Below are 17793 nucleotides of genomic sequence, written 5' to 3'. Positions count from 1 at the left end.
GGGCCGCTGACGTGAAAGACGTTTTGATACCGTCTCGCCGTGTCCGTGACACGCCCGGCCTTCTCCCCCTCGATGGCGCCCGCGACACCGGCGCCGTCGCGGCCGGGCACGCCGGTGGCGTACGTCGCCGTCGCGTGGGCCCGGCTGAGCCGGTCACCGTACTGGTCCGTCGCGGGCCTGCTGGTCGCGCTGGGCGCCGTGCTGCGGATCCGGCAGTGGGCATACGCGCGCAGCTTCTGGAGCGACGAGCTGTACGTGGCGCACAACATCCGGGAGCGCGGCTACCTGGATCTGTTGCGGCCGCTGGCGTTCAGCCAGTCCGCGCCGCCCGGCTGGCTGTGGCTGGAACGGTTGGCGTTCGCGCAGTTCGGCGACGGTGAGCGGGCGCTGCGGCTGGTGCCGCTGCTGTTCGGGCTGGCGCTGCTGCCGCTCGTGGCCTGGCTCGGCCGGCGGCTCCTGCCACCGCTCGCCGCGCTGGCGGCGCTGCTGCTGGTCGCCGTCGCGCCGTTCCTGATCGGCTACTCCAACGAGCTGAAGCAGTACAGCGCCGAGGCGTTCGGCGTCACGCTCGTGGTCGGGCTGGCGCTGCTGCTCGTCCGGGACGGCGTCACCTGGGCCGGGTCGGCGGTGTTCTGGTCGGCCGCGGCGGTCATGGCGTTCGTCAGCACACTGTCCATTCCGGTCACCGGCGCGCTCGGCGTGCTGCTGGCCGGGTACGCGCTGTCCCGCCCGGGCCTCCCCCGGGCGACCAGGTGGGGCGATCTGGGCCGGTTCCTCGCCCCGGCGCCGGCCTGGGCCGTGGTGGCGCTCGTGGTGTACGTGCTGTTCCTGGCACCGGGGCTCGCCGATCCGCAGCTCGCCGCGTACTGGCGGGCGAAGTCGATCTACCCGGCGCACCCGCTCACCGACCTGGCCGCCACTGTGGAATGGCTCGCGGCGACTTACCGGAGTCTCGCCACGGTGCCGTTCGTGGCCTGGTCGGCGTGGGTCGTCGTACCGCTGCTGGTGCTGGGCACGGCCGCCGGGCTGCGCCGGCTCTCCACGGTGGCGGTGCTGGTGCTGCTCACGCCGCTGGCGGCCGGGCTGGCCGGTGCGGCCGTGTCGGTCTACCCGTTCAACGGCCGGCTGGCGCTCTACGCGGTGCCCGCCTGCCTGCTGCTCGCCGCGCTCGCCGTCGCGCCGCCGCCGATGCGGGCCGGCCTGCCCGCCCGGATCAGGTGGATGGTCGGCGTGGTGCTGGTGCTCGCGCTCGCCGTTCCGCAGCTGGCGACCGCCGTGGTGGCGACTGTGCATCCGGCACGGGCCTTCGCCCAGGGCGGCGGCGCCAACGCTGTCGACTACCGGGGCGCGCTGGGCTACCTGGACGACAAGCGCCGACCGGGTGACCTGGTGCTGGCCAGCACCGTGTCGTGGAACGCCCAGGCCTGGTACGGCCCGGCGGCGGACGCCTACGTGGTAGCGGCCGGCCCCGGCGGCTGCCCGGGGCGGACCGTGTCGGCGCTGCTGCCCGGACGGTCCCGGGTCTGGCTGTTCCAGGCCACCGACTGGGCCGACGGGGCGAACCGGGACGTCATCGTCCGGCTCGGCGGCAGCGGCGTGGCGGTCACCGAGCGGCAGTTCAGCGGGGCGCGCGTGGTCCGCTTCGACCTGGCCGCGGGCGTCACCAAGGGCAGCGACGTCTGCCTGGTGCCGCCGCCGAACGGCGCCGCCGTCCGTTAGCCGCCTAGCTGTGGCGCTGCCAGAGGTCGCGCAGCGCGTCCCAGTTGCCGCCGAGGCCGGCGCCGCAGGGCGTCTCCATGTAGATCGCGCTGGTGTCGTCGTCGCGGCCCCACCAGATGCCGCAGACCGGGCGGCCGTCCTGGCCGTTGCCGGCGTACTCGACGTAGCTGCCCTGCGCCCCGCTGACGCCGCCGGTGGCCGGACCGGCCTCCCGCATGCCCGGCGCGAGCGCCCGGCCGATGATGCCCATCTGCTGGCGGAAGGCGCGCGCCGCCTCCTTCTTCTCGGCCGACTCGTACTCGGCGAAGTGCAGCGACACGCCCAGGTAGCGGCAGAAGACGTGCTGCTTCTCGCCGGCGGCCAGCCCGGGCCCGCTCTTCTCGGTGTTGATCGCGCAGCCGCCCACCCCGTCGAGCCACGGCTCGGCGATCGGCATGAGCGTGGCGTCGAACTTCGCCTTGTTCAGCGACTGCTGGGTGGCCTCGTAGAGCGCCGGGGAGGCGCTGGCAGCCGGAGTGGACGGTTCGCCGCCGTCGGCGAGCGACCGCCCGGCCAGCAGACCGGCGCCGCCGGCGAGCACCGCCGCCATGACCACGCCACCGATCCACAGGCCGGTACGGCTCTTCGACGGGCGTGCGACCGGGGCGATCCGGGGACCGCCGGTCGGCACGAGCGGATCCGGGGCGGTGGCCTGGGCCGGGATCGTCGGCACCGGCATGCCCGGCGACACCGGCATGCCCGGTGACACGGGCGCACCGGACGAGACGGGCGCACCGGAGACCGGCTGCTGCGGCGTCATCGCCCACGGCTGCGGGCTCCACGGCAACTGCGGCGGCGACGAGACCTGCTGCGGTGGCGCGGACACCGGCGGGGGCGGCGGGAGCATCTCGCCGGTGGCGGTGCGCTGATAATCCATGCCCAGGCTGCGGAACAGCCGCTCGGCGGCGCCGTCCTCGTCGGACGGATACGCCACCCAGGGCTGACCGGCGGCGAAGTCGGAGTTCACGTACCGGTGGCCGCCGGGCGTCTGGGCCAGCACGTTCGCCGCGTTCGTGAACGCCTCGCGCCAGCGCTGGTCACCGGCGGCGGCGCCGTCCAGGACCGCCACGGTGAGCGCGCGGTCCTGCCCGTCGAGCGCGGCCCAGGCCCTGCCGACCTGGCACTCGCCCAGCACCTCGGTGAACCTGTACGGACCTTCCGGCTGCATGCCCCACTCCTCTGCTCACCCGCCGTGCGGATAGTACAGAGAGCACGCTCACCGGATCTCCCTGCGGTCGGGCCACTCTTGCGCTCTGAAAGTTTTCATGCATAGAGTCGCGGGGTGAATGAAAGCAGTGCGGCCGCCCCCGACCGCCTGCTCGACCTCTTCCACGGCGTACGGCTCACCCCGACCCAGCGCCGCATCGCCCACTGCCTGGTGCGGCACGCGGGCGCGGCGGCGTACCTGTCCGCCGCCGAGGTGGCCGAGCTGGCAGGTGTCAGCCAGCCGTCGGTGACCCGGTTCGCCATGGCACTCGGGCACGACGGCTACCCCGCGCTGCGCCGCCGCCTGCGGGAACTGACTGTCACCGGGTCGGCCGGACCGGCCGCCGGCAACGCCCTGCAACGGGCGGTGCACGCCGAGCGGGACAATCTCGACCGGCTCGCCGCGCAGCTCGCCGACGCCGAGCGGGTCGCCGAGGTGGGGAAGCTGCTCGCGGCCAGCCGTCCGCTGCCGGTGCTCGGGCTGCGCGCCGCCGCGCCGCTGGCCGCGTACTTCGCGTACTTCGCCGCCAAGGTGCACCCGGACGTGCGGGTGCTCGACGACGGCGGCAGCATGCTCGTCGACCGCCTGGACCAGGCGGCAGCGGCCGGCGCGACGGCGATGCTCGCGTTCGTGCTGCCCCGCTACCCCCGGGAGACCCTGGACGCGCTGCGCGAGGCCCGGGACGCCGGCCTGACCGTCGTGGCGATCACCGACTCGCCGGTGAGCCCGGCCACCGAGCACGCCGAGGTGGTGCTGCCCGCCGCCGTCGGCGCCGACCTGGTCTTCGACCTGCACACCGCCCCGATGACGCTGGCCATGGTGGTGCTCCAGGCGATCTGCGACGCCGCACCGGCCGAGACCCAGAACCGGCTCGAGGCATTCGAGTCGTCCGCCGCCCGCCGCCAGTTGTTCCTCGGCTGAGAGGAGTACGAGATGCACCAGCCCGTCCGCGCCGCCCGCGGCACCGCACGCACCGCGAAGGGGTGGCCGCAGGAGGCCGCCCTGCGGATGCTGATGAACAATCTCGACCCGGAGGTGGCCGAGCGCCCCGAGGATCTGGTGGTCTACGGCGGCACCGGCAAGGCGGCCCGGGACTGGCCGTCGTACCACGCGCTCGTGCGCACGCTGACCGAGCTGCGCGACGACGAGACGATGCTCGTGCAGTCCGGCCGCCCGGTCGGGGTGATGCGCACCCACGAGTGGGCGCCGCGCGTACTGCTGGCCAACTCCAACCTGGTCGGCGACTGGGCCACCTGGCCGGAGTTCCGCCGCCTGGAGTCGCTGGGCCTGACCATGTACGGGCAGATGACCGCCGGTTCCTGGATCTACATCGGCACCCAGGGCATCCTCCAGGGCACGTACGAGACGTTCGCCGCTGTCGCCGCCAAGCGCTTCGAGGGCACGCTCGCCGGCACTCTGACGCTCACCGCCGGCTGCGGCGGCATGGGCGGCGCGCAGCCGCTGGCGGTCACCATGAACGGCGGCGCCTGCCTGATCGTGGACGTGGACCGGACCCGGCTGGAGCGGCGGGCGCACGACCGCTACCTCGACGAGATCGCCGACTCGCTCGACGACGCGGTCGAGCGGGCGCTCGCCGCGAAACGGGACCGGCGGGCCCTGAGCGTCGGGGTGGTCGGCAACGCGGCCACCGTCTTCCCCGAGCTGCTGCGCCGGGGCGTCGCCATCGACATCGTCACCGACCAGACCAGCGCGCACGACCCGCTGTCGTACGTGCCGGAGGGCGTGGACCTCGGCGACGCGCGGGACTACGCGGCGGCCAAGCCGGCCGAGTTCACCGACCGGGCGCGGGCGTCGATGGCGAAGCACGTGGAGGCGATGGTCGGTTTCCTGGACGCGGGCGCCGAGGTCTTCGACTACGGCAACTCGATCCGGGGCGAGGCCAAGCTCGGCGGGTACGAGCGGGCGTTCGACTTCCCCGGGTTCGTGCCCGCGTACATCAGGCCGTTGTTCTGCGAGGGCAAGGGACCGTTCCGCTGGGCCGCGCTCTCCGGCGACCCGAAGGACATCGCCGCCACCGACCGCGCCATCCTCGACCTGTTCCCGGAGAACGAGTCCCTGGCGCGGTGGATCCGGATGGCCGGCGAGCGGGTCGCGTTCCAGGGCCTGCCGGCGCGGATCTGCTGGCTCGGCTACGGCGAGCGCGACCGGGCCGGGGTGCGGTTCAACGAGATGGTCGCCTCGGGCGAGCTGAGCGCCCCGGTGGTGATCGGCCGGGACCACCTGGACTGCGGCAGCGTGGCGAGCCCGTACCGGGAGACCGAGGCGATGGCCGACGGCTCCGACGCGATCGCCGACTGGCCGCTGCTGAACGCGCTCGTCAACACCGCCAGCGGCGCGTCCTGGGTGTCGATCCACCACGGCGGCGGCGTGGGGATCGGCCGGTCCATCCACGCCGGCCAGGTCTGCGTGGCCGACGGCAGTGAGCTGGCCGGGCAGAAGATCGAGCGGGTGCTCACCAACGACCCGGCGATGGGCGTCATCCGGCATGTCGACGCCGGCTACGACGACGCCCGCACGGTCGCCGAGCGCACCGGCGTCCGCGTCCCGATGGCCGAAGCGTAAGGAAGGGCCCCTTGTTAACGCATTCTGCATGTGAAGGGTCCCCTGCTAACCGGTTCCGGGAGCTGTGGGACGAGATCGCCCCGGTCGGGCGGGACGCCGGCAGCGGCGGCTACCTGCGCTACGCGCTCACCGAACCGGAGCGCACGCTGCGCGGCTGGTTCCGGGAACAGGCCGACCGGCGGGGGATGCCGGTGTCCGAGGACGGCAACGGCAACCTGTTCGCCTGGTGGGGCGACCCGGCCGCCGGCGACGCGGTGCTGACCGGCAGCCACTTCGACTCGGTGCCGCACGGCGGCGCGTACGACGGTCCGCTCGGCATCGTCAGCGCGTTCCTCGCCGTGGACGAGCTGCGGGCCGCGGGCCTCACCCCGGACCGGCCGGTGGTGGTGGCCGCGTTCGTGGAGGAGGAGGGCGCGCGGTTCGGCGTACCCTGCCTGGGGTCTCGGCTGCTCACCGGCGAGATCGACATCGACCGCGCGGCCGGGCTGCGCGACCAGGCCGGGACGACCTTCGCGCAGGCGCTCGGCGAGCGGCCGGCGGGCGCCGACCGGGCGCTGCTCGGCCGCTTCGCGGCCTTCGTGGAGCTGCACGTCGAGCAGGGCCGCGCGCTGGTCGACCTGGACGCGCCGGTCGCGGTGGCCTCCGCGATCTGGCCGCACGGCCGGTGGCGGTTCGACTTCACCGGCGAGGGAAACCACGCGGGTACGACACGGATGGCCGACCGCCGCGACCCGATGCTCACCTACGCGTTCACCGTGCTGGCGGCGAACAAGGAGGCCCGGCTGCGCGACGCGCACGCCACGGTGGGCCGGGTGTCGGTCGAGCCGAACGCCACGAACGCGATCCCATCCCGGGTCACCGGCTGGCTGGACGCGCGGGCGGCCGAGGCGGAGACGCTGTACGGTCTGGTCGAGGCGGTACGCACCAAGGCCGCCGACCGGGCCGGCCGCGACGGCACCGCGCTGACCTGCACGCAGGAGTCGGCGACCCCGCTCGTCGCGTTCGACCGCGGGCTGGCCGACCGGCTGGCCGCGCTGCTCGACGCGCCGGTGCTGCCCACCGGCGCCGGGCACGACGCGGGCGTGCTGGCGGCGCACCTGCCCACCGCGATGCTGTTCGTGCGCAACCCGACCGGGGTGTCGCACTCCTCCGCCGAGGCGGCCACCGACGCCGACTGCGCCGCCGGGGTGGCCGCCCTGGCCCGGGTGCTGGAGGAGCTGGCATGCCGCTGACCCGCTGGCTGGCCGAGTACGCCTGGCTGCCCGGCCGCGCCGAGCCCACCCGGGACGTGCTGATCGAGGCGACCGACGGGCGGCTCACCGCTGTCACCCCGCTGACCGTGGACGGTCCGCCGACCGCCGGGGTCGAGGTGCTCGGCGACGCGGTCCGGCTGCCCGGCCTGACGGTGCCCGGCCTCGCCAACGCCCACTCGCACGCGTTCCACCGGGCGCTGCGCGGGCGCACCCACGACGGGCGCGGCGACTTCTGGTCCTGGCGCAGCCTGATGTACGCCGTCGCGATCCGGCTCGACCCCGATTCCTACCTGGCGCTGGCCCGCGCCGTGTACGCGGAGATGGCGCTGGCCGGGATCACCTGCGTGGGCGAGTTCCACTACCTGCACCACGGTCCCGGCGGCACCCCGTACGACGACCCGAACGCCATGTCCGCCGCCCTCGTGGAGGCCGCCGCGCACGCCGGGATCCGGCTCACGCTGCTGGACACCGCGTACCTGGCCGGGGGCGTGGACGGCACACCGCTGGCCGGGCCACAGCGCCGCTTCGGTGACGGCGACGCGCTGCGCTGGGCGGCGCGGGTGGACGCGTTCCGCCCGGCCGACGACCACGTCCGGCTCGGCGCGGCCATCCACTCGGTGCGCGCGGTCCCGGCCGATCAGCTCGCCACCGTGGCCGGCTGGGCCGACCGCAACGGGCTGCCGCTGCACGTGCACCTGTCCGAGCAGCCGGCCGAGAACGACGCCTGCCGGGCCGTGCACGGCTGCACGCCGACGCGGCTGCTGGCCGACCACGGCGTGCTCGGCCCGCACACCACAGCCGTGCACGCCACCCACCCGACCGCCGCCGACGTGGCGCTGCTCGGCGACAGCCGTACCCGGGTCTGCGTCTGCCCCACCACCGAACGCGACCTGGCCGACGGGGCCGGCCCGGTGCGCCGGATGGCCGACGCGGGCAGCCCGCTGAGCCTGGGCAGCGACAGCCACGCGGTGGTGGACCTGTTCGAGGAGGCCCGCGCGCTGGAGATGGACGAGCGGCTGCGTACCCGGCGGCGGGGGCACTTCACGCCGGCCGAGCTGGTCGGCGCCGCCACCGTCGGCGGGCACGCCGCGCTGGGCTGGGGCGACGCCGGGCGGCTCTCCGTCGGGCAGCGGGCGGACCTGGTCACGGTACGGCTGGACAGCGCCCGCACCGCCGGGGTGCCGCCGGTCGGCGCGTTCTTCGCGGCCACCGCCGCCGACGTGACGAGCGTCGTGGTGGACGGCCGGCCCGTGGTGGACGGCGGCCGGCACCTGACCGTGGACGTACCCACCGAGCTGCGGGACGCGATCGCGGCGGTGACCGCGAAGGAGGACTCGTGATGCGCGGCAGCCTGCTCGTCGACCACATCGGCGAGCTGGTCACGAACGACGGCCGCGACGGCGACCCGCTGGGCGTCCGGCGCGACGCCGCACTGTTGATCGAGGACGGCGAGGTGGCCTGGACCGGCCCGGCCCGGCACGCGCCCGCCGCCGACCGGCGGATCGACGCCGGTGGCGCGGCGGTGCTGCCCGGCTTCGTGGACAGCCACGCCCACCTGGTCTTCGCCGGGGACCGGGCCGCCGAGTTCGCTGCCCGGATGGCCGGTGAGCCCTACACCGGCGGCGGCATCAGGACCACTGTGGGCGCCACCCGCGCGGCCTCCGACGACGACCTGCGCGCCACTGTGGGCCGGCTGCACGCGGAGATGCTGCGGCAGGGCACCACCACCGTCGAGATCAAGAGCGGGTACGGCCTCACCGTCGCCGACGAGGCCCGCTCGCTGCGGATCGCCGCCGAGTTCACCGAGGACACCACGTTCCTCGGCGCGCACGTCGTCCCCGCCGAGTACGCCGACCGCCCGGACGACTACGTGGGCATGGTCTGCGGGCCGATGCTCGCCGCCGCCGCGCCGTACGCCCGCTGGATCGACGTGTTCTGCGAGCGGGGCGCGTTCGACGCCGACCACGCCCGCGCGATCCTCGCCTGCGGGCAGGCCGCCGGTCTGGGCGTACGGCTGCACGCCAACCAGCTCGGCCCCGGGCCGGGCGTACGGCTCGGCGTGGAGCTGGGCGCGGCCAGCGTCGACCACTGCACCCACCTGACCGACGCCGACGTCGACGCGCTGGCCGGCTCGGAGACGGTCGCCACGCTGCTGCCGGGCGCCGAGTTCTCCACCCGGTCGCCGTACCCGGACGCCCGGCGGCTGCTCGACGCGGGCGTGACGGTCGCGCTCGCCACCGACTGCAACCCCGGCTCGTCGTACACGTCGTCGATGCCGTTCTGCGTCGCGCTCGCCGTACGCGAGATGCGGATGACCCCGGCGGAGGCGGTGTGGGCCGCGACCGCCGGCGGGGCGGCGGCGCTGCGCCGCACCGACGTGGGGCGGCTGACCACCGGGGCGCGGGCCGACCTGATCGTCCTCGACGCCCCGTCCCACCTGCACCTGGCCTACCGGCCGGGCGTGCCACTGATCCGCCAGGTCCTGCACAACGGAGTACCGCGATGACCACCGTGACCATCCTGTCCACCGGCGTCACCGCCGCCGACGTGCTCGCGGTGGCCCGCGGCACCGCCAAGGTCGTGCTCGACCCGGCCGCCACCGAGGCCATGGCGACCTCCCGGTCCATCGTGGACGGCATCGAGGCGGCCGGCCGCCCGGTGTACGGCGTCTCCACCGGCTTCGGGGCGCTGGCCAACACGTTCGTCGCCCCGGAGCGGCGGGCCGAGCTTCAGCACGCGCTGATCCGCTCGCACGCCGCCGGGGTGGGCGCGCCGATGCCGCGCGAGGTGGTACGCGCCATGATGCTGCTGCGGGTCCGCTCGCTGGCGCTCGGCCGTTCCGGAGTCCGCCCGCTGGTCGCCGAGGCGCTCGTCGACCTGCTCAACCACGAGGTCACCCCGTGGGTGCCCGAGCACGGCTCGCTCGGCGCATCAGGCGACCTGGCGCCGCTGGCGCACTGCGCGCTGGTGCTGCTCGGCGAGGGCTGGGTGCTCGGCCCGGCCGGTGACCGCATCCCGGCCGCCGACGCGCTGCGCCGGGTCGGGCTCGAGCCGGTGTCGCTGGCCGCCAAGGAGGGGCTGGCGCTCATCAACGGCACCGACGGCATGCTCGGCATGCTGCTGCTCGCCGTCTCCGACGCCCGGCACCTGTTCGCCATGGCGGACGTGACGGCGGCGCTCGCAATCGAGGCGATGCTCGGCTCGGAGCGGCCGTTCCTGCCCGAGCTGCACGCGATCCGCCCGCACCCCGGCCAGGCCGCCTCGGCGGCGAACATCCATCGGCTGTTGCAGGGCTCGGCGGTGATGGACTCGCACCGCGACGACCTGGCGCACGCGGTGCAGGACGCGTACTCGATGCGCTGCGCCCCGCAGGTCGCCGGCGCGGCGCGGGACACGCTCGACTTCGTCGAGGTGGTGGCCGGCCGGGAGCTGCTGTCGGTGGTGGACAACCCGGTGGTGCTGCCGGACGGGCGGGTCGAGTCGACGGGCAACTTCCACGGCGCGCCGCTCGGCTTCGCCGCCGACTACCTGGCGATCGCCGCCGCCGAGGTGGGCGCCATCGCCGAGCGGCGGGTGGACCGGCTGCTGGACGTGACCCGTTCGCGGGAGCTGCCCGCGTTCCTGTCCCCGGACGCCGGGGTGAACTCCGGGCTGATGATCGCTCAGTACACCGCCGCCGGGATCGTCGCGGAGAACCGCCGGCTCGCCGCGCCCGCCTCGATCGACTCGCTGCCGACCAGCGGCATGCAGGAGGACCACGTGTCGATGGGCTGGGCGGCCACCAAGAAGCTGCGCACCGTGCTGGACAACCTGACCAGCCTGCTCGCGGTGGAGCTGCTGGCGGCCGTACGCGGGCTCCAGCTCCGCGCGCCGCTGACCCCGTCACCGGCCGGGCGGGCGGCGCTCGACGTGCTCGGCCGCACCATCGGCGAGCCGGGACCGGACGTGTTCCTCGCGCCGCTCATGGAGTCCGCGCGGGACGTGGTACGCGGCCCGGAGCTGCGCGCGGCGATCGAGCGGGAGATCGGCCCGCTCGGCTGAGCGGGCCGATCCGGCGTCCGGTCGGGCGTCCAGCCGGTGCGCCGGCCGGGCGCCCGGCGGGAGCGGCTCAGGCGGCGGGCGGGAGCACCTTCGCGACCAGCTTGGCCAGCTCCCGCAGTGCCTTGCCGCGGTGGCTGACCGCGTCCTTCTCCTCGGGCGTCAGCTCCGCGTTCGTCCGCTCCTGCCCGTCACCGAGGAAGATCGGGTCGTAGCCGAAGCCGCCGTCGCCGCGCGGCGCGCGCGGCAGCCGGCCGGACTGGCGGCCGTCGACCAGGTGCTCCTTGCCGCCGGGCAGCACCAGCGCGACGGTGCAGACGAACGCCGCCCCCCGGTGCTCGTCCGGCACGTCGGCGACCTGGTCCAGCACGAGCTGGAGGTTGGCGTGGTCGTCGCCGTGCCGGCCGGACCAGCGGGCGCTGAACACACCGGGCATGCCGTTCAGGGCGTCCACCGCCAGCCCGGAGTCGTCGGCGATGGTCGGCAGGCCGGTACGCCGGCAGCCCTCCCGCGCCTTGATCAGCGCGTTCTCGCCGAACGTGAGGCCGGTCTCCGGCGGCTCCGGGTACTCCTCGACGTCGTCGAGCCCGAGCAGGGCGATCCGGTGCGCGCCGAGCGCGCCGTCCAGGATCCGCTGGAGTTCGACCAGCTTCTTCCGGTTCCGGGTGGCGAGCAGGACCTTGTTCATGACGAGAGCGCCTTCCGCTGCGCGTCGGTTAGTTCCAGACAGCCCGCCACACCCAGGTCGAGCAGCGCGTCGAGCTGGTCGCGGGCGAAGACGCCCGCCTCACCGGTGCCCTGCACCTCGACGAAGTCGCCGGTGCCGGTGCAGACCACGTTCATGTCGACCTCGGCGGTGACGTCCTCGGCGTAGCAGAGGTCGAGCATCGCCTCGCCGCCGATCACCCCGACGCTCACCGCGGCCACCGAGCGGTGCATCACCTTCTCCACCTTGCCGGCCAGCGCCTTGCGCTCGGCCAGCCAGGTCACCGCGTCGTGCAGCGCGACGTACGCGCCGGTGATCGCGGCGGTACGGGTGCCGCCGTCGGCTTGGAGCACGTCGCAGTCCAGCACGATCGAGTTCTCGCCGAGCGCCTTCAGGTCGACGCAGGCGCGCAGGCTGCGGCCGATCAGCCGGGAGATCTCGTGGGTCCGCCCGCCGACCTTGCCGCGGACGCTCTCCCGGTCCGAGCGGGTGTTCGTGGCCCGGGGCAGCATCGCGTACTCGGCGGTCACCCAGCCCAGCCCGGAGCCCTTGCGCCAGCGGGGCACGCCCTCGGTGACGCTCGCCGTGCAGAGCACCCGGGTCGCGCCGAACTCGACGAGCACCGAGCCCTCCGGGTGGGTGCTCCAGCCCCGGGTCAGGGTCACCGGTCGGAGTTGGTCGGGCCGCCGCCCGTCAGGTCGCGCCATGCCTGCACCCTATGCGGTGCGGTGATCGCACCGCCCGCGGGTGCCCGCCGACGACAGGGCCGCCGCCGGGCTCAGACCTCGTAGCAGGCGCCGGGCCGGACCACGTCCAGCGGCCCGGCGTACGCCCCGGCCGCCGCCTCCACCGTCTGCGACTCGCTGCCCCACGCGGGTACGAGATGGGTGAGCAGGAGCCGCCCCACGCCCGCCTTGGTGGCCGCCTCGCCGGCCTCCCGGCCGGTCAGGTGCAGGTCCGGCGGGTTCTCCACGCCGTCCATGTAGCTCGCCTCGCAGAGGAACACGTCGGCGTCCTGGGCCAGGCGCAGCAGCGCCTCGCAGGGCGCGGTGTCGGCGGAGTAGCAGAACACCCGGCCGCCGTGCTCCAGCCGCACCCCGTACGTCTCGACCGGGTGGTTCATCCGGTCGACGGTGACGGAGAACGGGCCGATCGGGAACGTGCCCGGCTGGAGGCCGTAGAACTGGTAGACGTCCTCCACCGAGCCTTCCTCCTGCCCGTACGCGGTAGCGAGCCGGTCGGGCGCGCCGGAGGGGGCGTACATCGGCAGGGGCGGGTACGGGCCGTCCGGCGCGTACCGGCGTACCACCACGTAGGACACGGCGTCGAACATGTGGTCGCAGTGCAGGTGGGTGAGGAGGATGGCGTCGGGGGCGTGCAGCCCGACGTAGCGCTGGAGCGTGGACAGCGAGCCCACACCGAAGTCGATCAGGAGCCGGAAGCCCTCGGCTTCCATGAGATAGGCCGAACAGGGGGATTCGGGGCCCGGGAAGCTGCCCGCGCAGCCGAGGACGGTCAGTCTCATCCGGTGGCCTCGATCTCACCATGAGTAGTCGATGCGCCGGCGGCGACACCGCCGATGATCTCTACCGACGCGCTCGCCACGCTGCGCAGCCTACGCGTCGCCCCGGTCGGGCAAGAATCATCTGCCGGAAGTTGTCATCAACGTGACACCCATACACGTCCGCTCCGGACGAGACCGGCGGTCCGGCCGGCGGGCACGCCACCGACCGGACCGGCCATCGGTCCGTCAGGCCCAGAGCTGGCCCTCCAGGGCCTCCTCCGCGTCGGCGAGGGTGCCGCCGTACGCGCCGGTCGAGAGGTACTTCCAGCCGCCGTCGCAGACCACGAACGCCACGTCCGCGCCGCGGCCGTCGCGGACCGCCTCGTGCGCCACCGCGAGCGCGGCGTGCAGGATGGCGCCGGTGGAGAACCCGGCGAAGATGCCCTCCACCTCGACGAGCTGCCGGGTACGCAGCACCGCGTCCCGGGTGCCCACGGAGAACCGGCGGGACAGCACCCCGGCGTCGTACAGCTCGGGCACGTAGCCCTCGTCGATGTTGCGCAGACCGTAGACCAGTTCGCCGTAGCGCGGCTCGGCCGCCACGATCTGGATGCCCTCGACCTTCTCCCGCAGGAAGCGCCCGGTGCCCATGAGCGTGCCGGTGGTGCCCAGCCCGGCCACGAAGTGGGTGATGCCCGGCAGGTCCTGGAGCAGCTCCGGCCCGGTCGTCTCGTAGTGCGCCCGGGCGTTCGCCTCGTTGCCGTACTGGTAGAGCATCACCCAGTCCGGGTGCTCGGCGGAGATCTGCTTCGCGGTCGCGACCGCCTGGTTCGAGCCGCCCGCGGCCGGCGAGAAGATGATCTCCGCGCCGTACATGCGGAGCAGTTGCACCCGCTCGGTGGAGACGTTCTCCGGCATCACGCAGACCAGCCGGTAGCCGCGCAGCTTCGCCACCATCGCCAGCGAGATGCCGGTGTTGCCGCTCGTCGGCTCCAGGATCGTGTCACCCGGACGCAGCCGGCCGGACTCCTCGGCCGCGCGCACCATGAACAGGGCCGCGCGGTCCTTGATGCTGCCGGTCGGGTTCCGGTCCTCCAGCTTGGCCCAGAGCCGCACCGGCGGCGCCCCGGCCGGGACCGTCGGCGAGAGCCGGGGCAACCCGACCAGCGGCGTGCCGCCGCAGGCGTCGAGGAGACTGTCGTACCGCGCCATCGCGGGGCCCCCTCAGCGGGCGGCGCGCGTGGAGACCGCGTGCGAGGCGATCGCCGCGGCGGCCGCGAAGCCGAACGCGCCACCGGCCACGGCCGGCAGGATGGTCACGCTGTCGCCGTCGTTGAGCTTGGCGTCGAGCGCGCCGAGGAAGCGGACGTCCTCGTCGTTGACGTAGACGTTGACGAACCGGTGCAGCGCGCCCGCGTCGGTGACCAGGCGGGCCTTCAGGCCGCCGTGCCGGGAGTCCAGGTCGGCGATCAGGTCGGCGAGCGTGTCGCCGCTGCCCTCGACGACCTTCGCGCCGCCGGTGTAGCTACGCAGGATGGTGGGGATGCGAACCTCGATGGCCATGGTGTCTCGTGCTCCTCGTTCGGGATCGTGCCAGGTGACGGGAAAAGGAAGGTGCCGGCGCTGAAGGTCAGCGGTCGGAACACTCGTAGTCGACCGTCGCCGGGCTCTGCCCGAACATGTAGGACTGGACGGCGTTCGGGTCCACGGCGGCATCCACGATCTCCACCGGTTCCTCGGTGACCACGCCGTCGACGATCCGGAAGGAGCGGATCTCCTCGGTGTCGGGCTCGCGGGTCGAGACGAGCAGGTAGTGCGCGCCCGGCTCGCCGGCGAAGGAGACGTCCGTACGCGACGGGTAGGCCTCCGTCGCGGTGTGCGAGTGGTAGATGACGACCGGTTCCTCGTCGCGGTCGTCCATCTCGCGCCACACCCGCAACTGCTCCATCGAGTCGAACTCGTAGAACGTCATGGAGCGGGCGGCGTTGTCCATCGGGATGTGCCGGGTCGGGGTGTCGCTGCCGACGGGGCCGGCGACCACGCCGCACGCCTCGTCCGGGTGGTCCCGACGCGCGTGGGCGACGATCGCGTCGATGATCGACCGGTCGATGCTCAGCACGCCGCCAAGCGTAGCCCCTGGCCCGGCCGGGCGGCGAGGTGGCGACCGTCACCACTCAGTCGATGAGCGCGTTGAGCAGGGATTCCTGGAGATATCCGAGATAGGCGTAGACCGACAGTTGGAACACCCGGGACGAACCCGGGTCGGCGGCGACCGCGTCGTCGAGCTCCTCACCCAGGTCGGTGCCGTCCTTGATCTCCAGGCGTACGCCCATCGCCAGCCGGGCGTCGTTCAGTGCCCGCAGCCACGCCTCGGCGGCCTCCGCGTCCAGCCGCACCTCGCCACCGGTGTCCCCGTCGGGCAGCGCGGCGAGCACGGCGCCCGCCTGGTCGATCTTGCCGGTCTTCAGGTCGCCCTCGGTGTAGCGGCGGAACTCGGCGGTGCCGGCGTCGTCGTCCGGGTAGACGTCGGGGAACAGCCGCCCGACCACCGGGTCACCGTGGTCGAAGCCGTCGGTCAGCAGGCCGACCACCTCGCCTGCGACCTTGCGCAGGACCCGGACCTCGTCGACCGCGAACGTGGCCACGTAGTGGTCGCCCCGGCGGCGGAACATGCTCATGACCTGTCCACCGTCGCCCAGAGCCCGTACGCGTGCAGCTGCGCCGCGTCATGCTCCATCCGCTCCCGGGCGCCGCTGGAGACCACGGCCTTGCCCTTGTGGTGCACGTCCAGCATGAGCCGCTCCGCCTTCTCCCGGCTGTACCCGAAGAGCTTCTGGAACACCCAGGTCACGTACGTCATCAGGTTGACCGGATCGTCCCAGACGATGGTCACCCATGGCCGGTCGGAGACCGGCACCTCTTCGGTGTCCGGCGTCTCGACCGGCGCAACCTGTGGAGCCGCCATGCCCCCCATCGTGCCACCGGATCCGGGGAACCGATGAACCGGAACGGTGCGGCGGTCGTCGTCACCCGCCCGGGCCGCGTACGCGAGCCCGGGTCGCGGTGTGCCCGCGGCGTGGTCAGGCAAGCAGGATGCCGTGGTCGACCGCATCGGCGAGCACCCCGCCGAGCGAGAGACGGATCACCTCGAAGCGGCGGGACACCTCGCGGGACAGTTCGAGCTCGACCTCGCGCAGCGCGCGCTGGGCCCAGGAACGGGCGGCGTTCGGGTCGTCGTTGCCCGGTGCCCGCCAGTGCTGCCAGCAGCCGCCGTTGAGGGCGACGCCGACCGGCGGGAGCACCTCGTCCCGCTGCGCGCCGGGCAGCCCGGCCAGCGCGTCCAGGGCACCCGCGCCGGTCAGGCCGGCGACCCCGGCCGTGCTCGTGACCAGGAGCACCCGATCCAGCTCGGGGACGTCCGGGTTGTCGGTCAGGCCCCAGCGCACCGCGTGGATGATCCGCCGGCGTACGCCCTCGGCCAGCGGCGCGCCGAAGACCCGGGCGGCGGCCTCGTCGACCAGGCCCCGCACCGCCTCGTCGCACTGGGCGGTGGCGAGCAGCGACAGCGCCTCCAGCTCCCGGTCGAGCATATGCGGCAGGCCGGCGCAGCCGACCCCGAAGACGATCTCCTGCACCACCCGCAGGTGGATGTTCGCCAGCTCCAGGGCGAGGTACTGACGGATCCGGCGGGCGCAGGCGCGGGCCTGCCGGTCGATCCCGTCGGCCAGCTCACCCGGCTCGACACCGGCGAGCACCGGCACCCGGCCGTGCCCGCCGACCGGCACCGGCGGGTGGGCGCTGCCGCGTCGCAGCACCTCGCCGGCGGCCCAGTTCACCAGCGCGCGGCGCACGTTCGGCAGCTCGGCGCGGCGGGCCGGGAACCACCGCGCCGGGGCGAGCGCCGGCACGGCGGCCAGCAGCGCGGCGCGGTGCGCCTCGATGGAGACCGAGACCGGGTCGAGCAGGCGGGCGGACCCGGCCCGGCCGGACGCCGGACGGTCCTGGGCCCGCGCGCCGTCGCCCGGTGCCGGGCCGGTCACGCCGGGCGTGACGGCGAAGAACACCTCGACCCGGGTACGCGCCACCTCGGCCAGCAGGTGCAGCTCGGCCGCGCTGAACGCCTGGTCGGCGGAGATCACGAAGAGCAGCGCGCCGGCCCGGCCGACGGCGTCGCGCAGCACCCGGCCGCCGGCCACGCCGAGCGTGCCGGTATCAGGCGTGTCGACCACCGCGAAGTGCCGCAGCAGCGGATCGGGCAGGCTCAGCTCGACCCGGCGGGGCGGCCGGGCCAGCGCCGGGCCGGCCGCGAGCGGGTCGGCGCCGTAGGAGTGCGGCTGGCGGTAGCCCGGGACGTACGCGGCGCGGGTGGCGGTGGCGGCGTGCTGGACCAGCAGGTTGCTCCCCGGCGGCACGGCGAGCGTCGCGGCCTCGATCCCGAGCAGACCGGCGATCAGCTCCCGCCGGTTCGCGCCGGCCGGACCGGCGACGACCACCGCCATCGGCTCGTCCGGACCGGGCGCAGTCACACCGAGCCGGGTCGGCAGCGGGGCGCTTCCGGAGGGGGACTCGGCCTGACGGCTCGGGTCGGGCACGTCGACCGATGGGAGCGGACCCGGTGTCATCAGGTGGGCCTCCCGGTCGGGCGACCGGGGTGCCGGTCGCGGATCTTCCCTGGTTACGGGGACTGCCGGAAGAGTAAGGGTGTCGGCCATCCGACAGCCAACAACTCCGGTACTCACGGGTA

General features: G+C 74.3%; 17 protein-coding genes. 7 read left to right on the top strand and 10 right to left on the bottom strand.

Annotation, left to right across the window (positions count from 1 at the left end; genetic code table 11):
* Window positions 1–39: 39 nt before the first annotated feature.
* Window positions 40–1719 (top strand): glycosyltransferase family 39 protein, encoded by a 1680-nt coding sequence (locus NMK34_RS06450; protein WP_318332618.1) that lies wholly within the window; start codon window positions 40–42, stop codon window positions 1717–1719.
* Window positions 1720–1723: 4 nt separating this feature from the next.
* Here the strand turns inward: NMK34_RS06450 and NMK34_RS06445 are convergent, their stop codons facing one another.
* The gene (locus NMK34_RS06445) at window positions 1724–2926 is read right to left on the bottom strand and encodes a hypothetical protein (protein WP_318332617.1); all 1203 of its coding nucleotides are present in this window, start codon (window positions 2924–2926) and stop codon (window positions 1724–1726) included.
* A gap of 114 nt (window positions 2927–3040) precedes the next feature.
* Between NMK34_RS06445 and NMK34_RS06440 the strand changes: the two genes are divergently transcribed.
* Genes NMK34_RS06440 through hutH form a run of 6 tightly spaced genes read left to right on the top strand, consistent with a single transcriptional unit; the run spans window position 3041 to window position 10842 of the window.
* Window positions 3041–3886 carry a MurR/RpiR family transcriptional regulator gene (locus NMK34_RS06440; protein ID WP_318332616.1) on the top strand — a complete coding sequence of 282 codons (846 nt, stop codon included), beginning with the start codon at window positions 3041–3043 and terminating at the stop codon, window positions 3884–3886.
* Window positions 3887–3898: 12 nt separating this feature from the next.
* Entirely contained in the window at window positions 3899–5548 is a 1650-nt protein-coding gene (gene hutU, locus NMK34_RS06435) for a urocanate hydratase (protein WP_318332615.1), read from the top strand.
* Window positions 5549–5559: 11 nt separating this feature from the next.
* Window positions 5560–6780: an allantoate amidohydrolase gene (locus NMK34_RS06430; protein ID WP_318332614.1), complete on the top strand. Its 1221-nt coding sequence runs from the start codon at window positions 5560–5562 to the stop codon at window positions 6778–6780.
* Entirely contained in the window at window positions 6777–8141 is a 1365-nt protein-coding gene (locus tag NMK34_RS06425) for a formimidoylglutamate deiminase (RefSeq protein WP_318336283.1), read from the top strand. The genes NMK34_RS06430 and NMK34_RS06425 overlap by 4 nt, the downstream gene beginning before the upstream one ends.
* The gene (hutI, locus tag NMK34_RS06420) at window positions 8141–9307 is read left to right on the top strand and encodes an imidazolonepropionase (protein ID WP_318332613.1); all 1167 of its coding nucleotides are present in this window, start codon (window positions 8141–8143) and stop codon (window positions 9305–9307) included. Before NMK34_RS06425 ends, hutI begins: the two co-directional genes overlap by 1 nt.
* A complete protein-coding gene (gene hutH / locus NMK34_RS06415) occupies window positions 9304–10842 on the top strand; it encodes a histidine ammonia-lyase (protein WP_318332612.1) in 1539 nt (512 codons plus the stop codon). Before hutI ends, hutH begins: the two co-directional genes overlap by 4 nt.
* A 67-nt stretch (window positions 10843–10909) precedes the next feature.
* On the opposite strand, the gene rdgB is transcribed toward hutH, so the two are convergent.
* From rdgB to NMK34_RS06370, 9 genes are all read right to left on the bottom strand, one after another.
* Window positions 10910–11527, bottom strand: coding sequence for an RdgB/HAM1 family non-canonical purine NTP pyrophosphatase (gene rdgB / locus NMK34_RS06410; RefSeq protein WP_318332611.1), 618 nt, complete (start codon window positions 11525–11527; stop codon window positions 10910–10912).
* Window positions 11524–12252: a ribonuclease PH gene (gene rph, locus NMK34_RS06405; RefSeq protein ID WP_269701793.1), complete on the bottom strand. Its 729-nt coding sequence runs from the start codon at window positions 12250–12252 to the stop codon at window positions 11524–11526. Before rph ends, rdgB begins: the two co-directional genes overlap by 4 nt.
* Before the next feature lie 71 nt (window positions 12253–12323).
* Window positions 12324–13070: an MBL fold metallo-hydrolase gene (locus NMK34_RS06400; protein WP_318332610.1), complete on the bottom strand. Its 747-nt coding sequence runs from the start codon at window positions 13068–13070 to the stop codon at window positions 12324–12326.
* A gap of 225 nt (window positions 13071–13295) precedes the next feature.
* Window positions 13296–14261 (bottom strand): PLP-dependent cysteine synthase family protein, encoded by a 966-nt coding sequence (locus NMK34_RS06395; RefSeq protein ID WP_318332609.1) that lies wholly within the window; start codon window positions 14259–14261, stop codon window positions 13296–13298.
* Window positions 14262–14273: 12 nt separating this feature from the next.
* A complete protein-coding gene (locus tag NMK34_RS06390; protein WP_047892373.1) occupies window positions 14274–14612 on the bottom strand; it encodes a MoaD family protein in 339 nt (112 codons plus the stop codon).
* A gap of 67 nt (window positions 14613–14679) precedes the next feature.
* The gene (locus NMK34_RS06385; protein ID WP_013284357.1) at window positions 14680–15168 is read right to left on the bottom strand and encodes a Mov34/MPN/PAD-1 family protein; all 489 of its coding nucleotides are present in this window, start codon (window positions 15166–15168) and stop codon (window positions 14680–14682) included.
* 55 nt (window positions 15169–15223) lie between these two features.
* Complete coding sequence (locus tag NMK34_RS06380) at window positions 15224–15727, bottom strand: DUF2017 domain-containing protein (RefSeq protein WP_318332608.1); 504 nt, start codon at window positions 15725–15727, stop codon at window positions 15224–15226.
* Entirely contained in the window at window positions 15724–16014 is a 291-nt protein-coding gene (gene clpS / locus NMK34_RS06375) for an ATP-dependent Clp protease adapter ClpS (RefSeq protein ID WP_018786685.1), read from the bottom strand. The genes NMK34_RS06380 and clpS overlap by 4 nt, the downstream gene beginning before the upstream one ends.
* Window positions 16015–16129: 115 nt before the next feature.
* On the bottom strand, window positions 16130–17641 hold the full coding sequence (locus NMK34_RS06370) for a hypothetical protein (protein ID WP_318332607.1): 1512 nt from the start codon (window positions 17639–17641) through the stop codon (window positions 16130–16132).
* Window positions 17642–17793 lie beyond the last annotated feature (152 nt).

Source organism: Micromonospora sp. BRA006-A (assembly GCF_033433935.1).
Classification (GTDB): Bacteria; Actinomycetota; Actinomycetes; order Mycobacteriales; family Micromonosporaceae; genus Micromonospora; species Micromonospora aurantiaca.
This window is presented reverse-complemented; position numbering and strand designations above follow the sequence as displayed.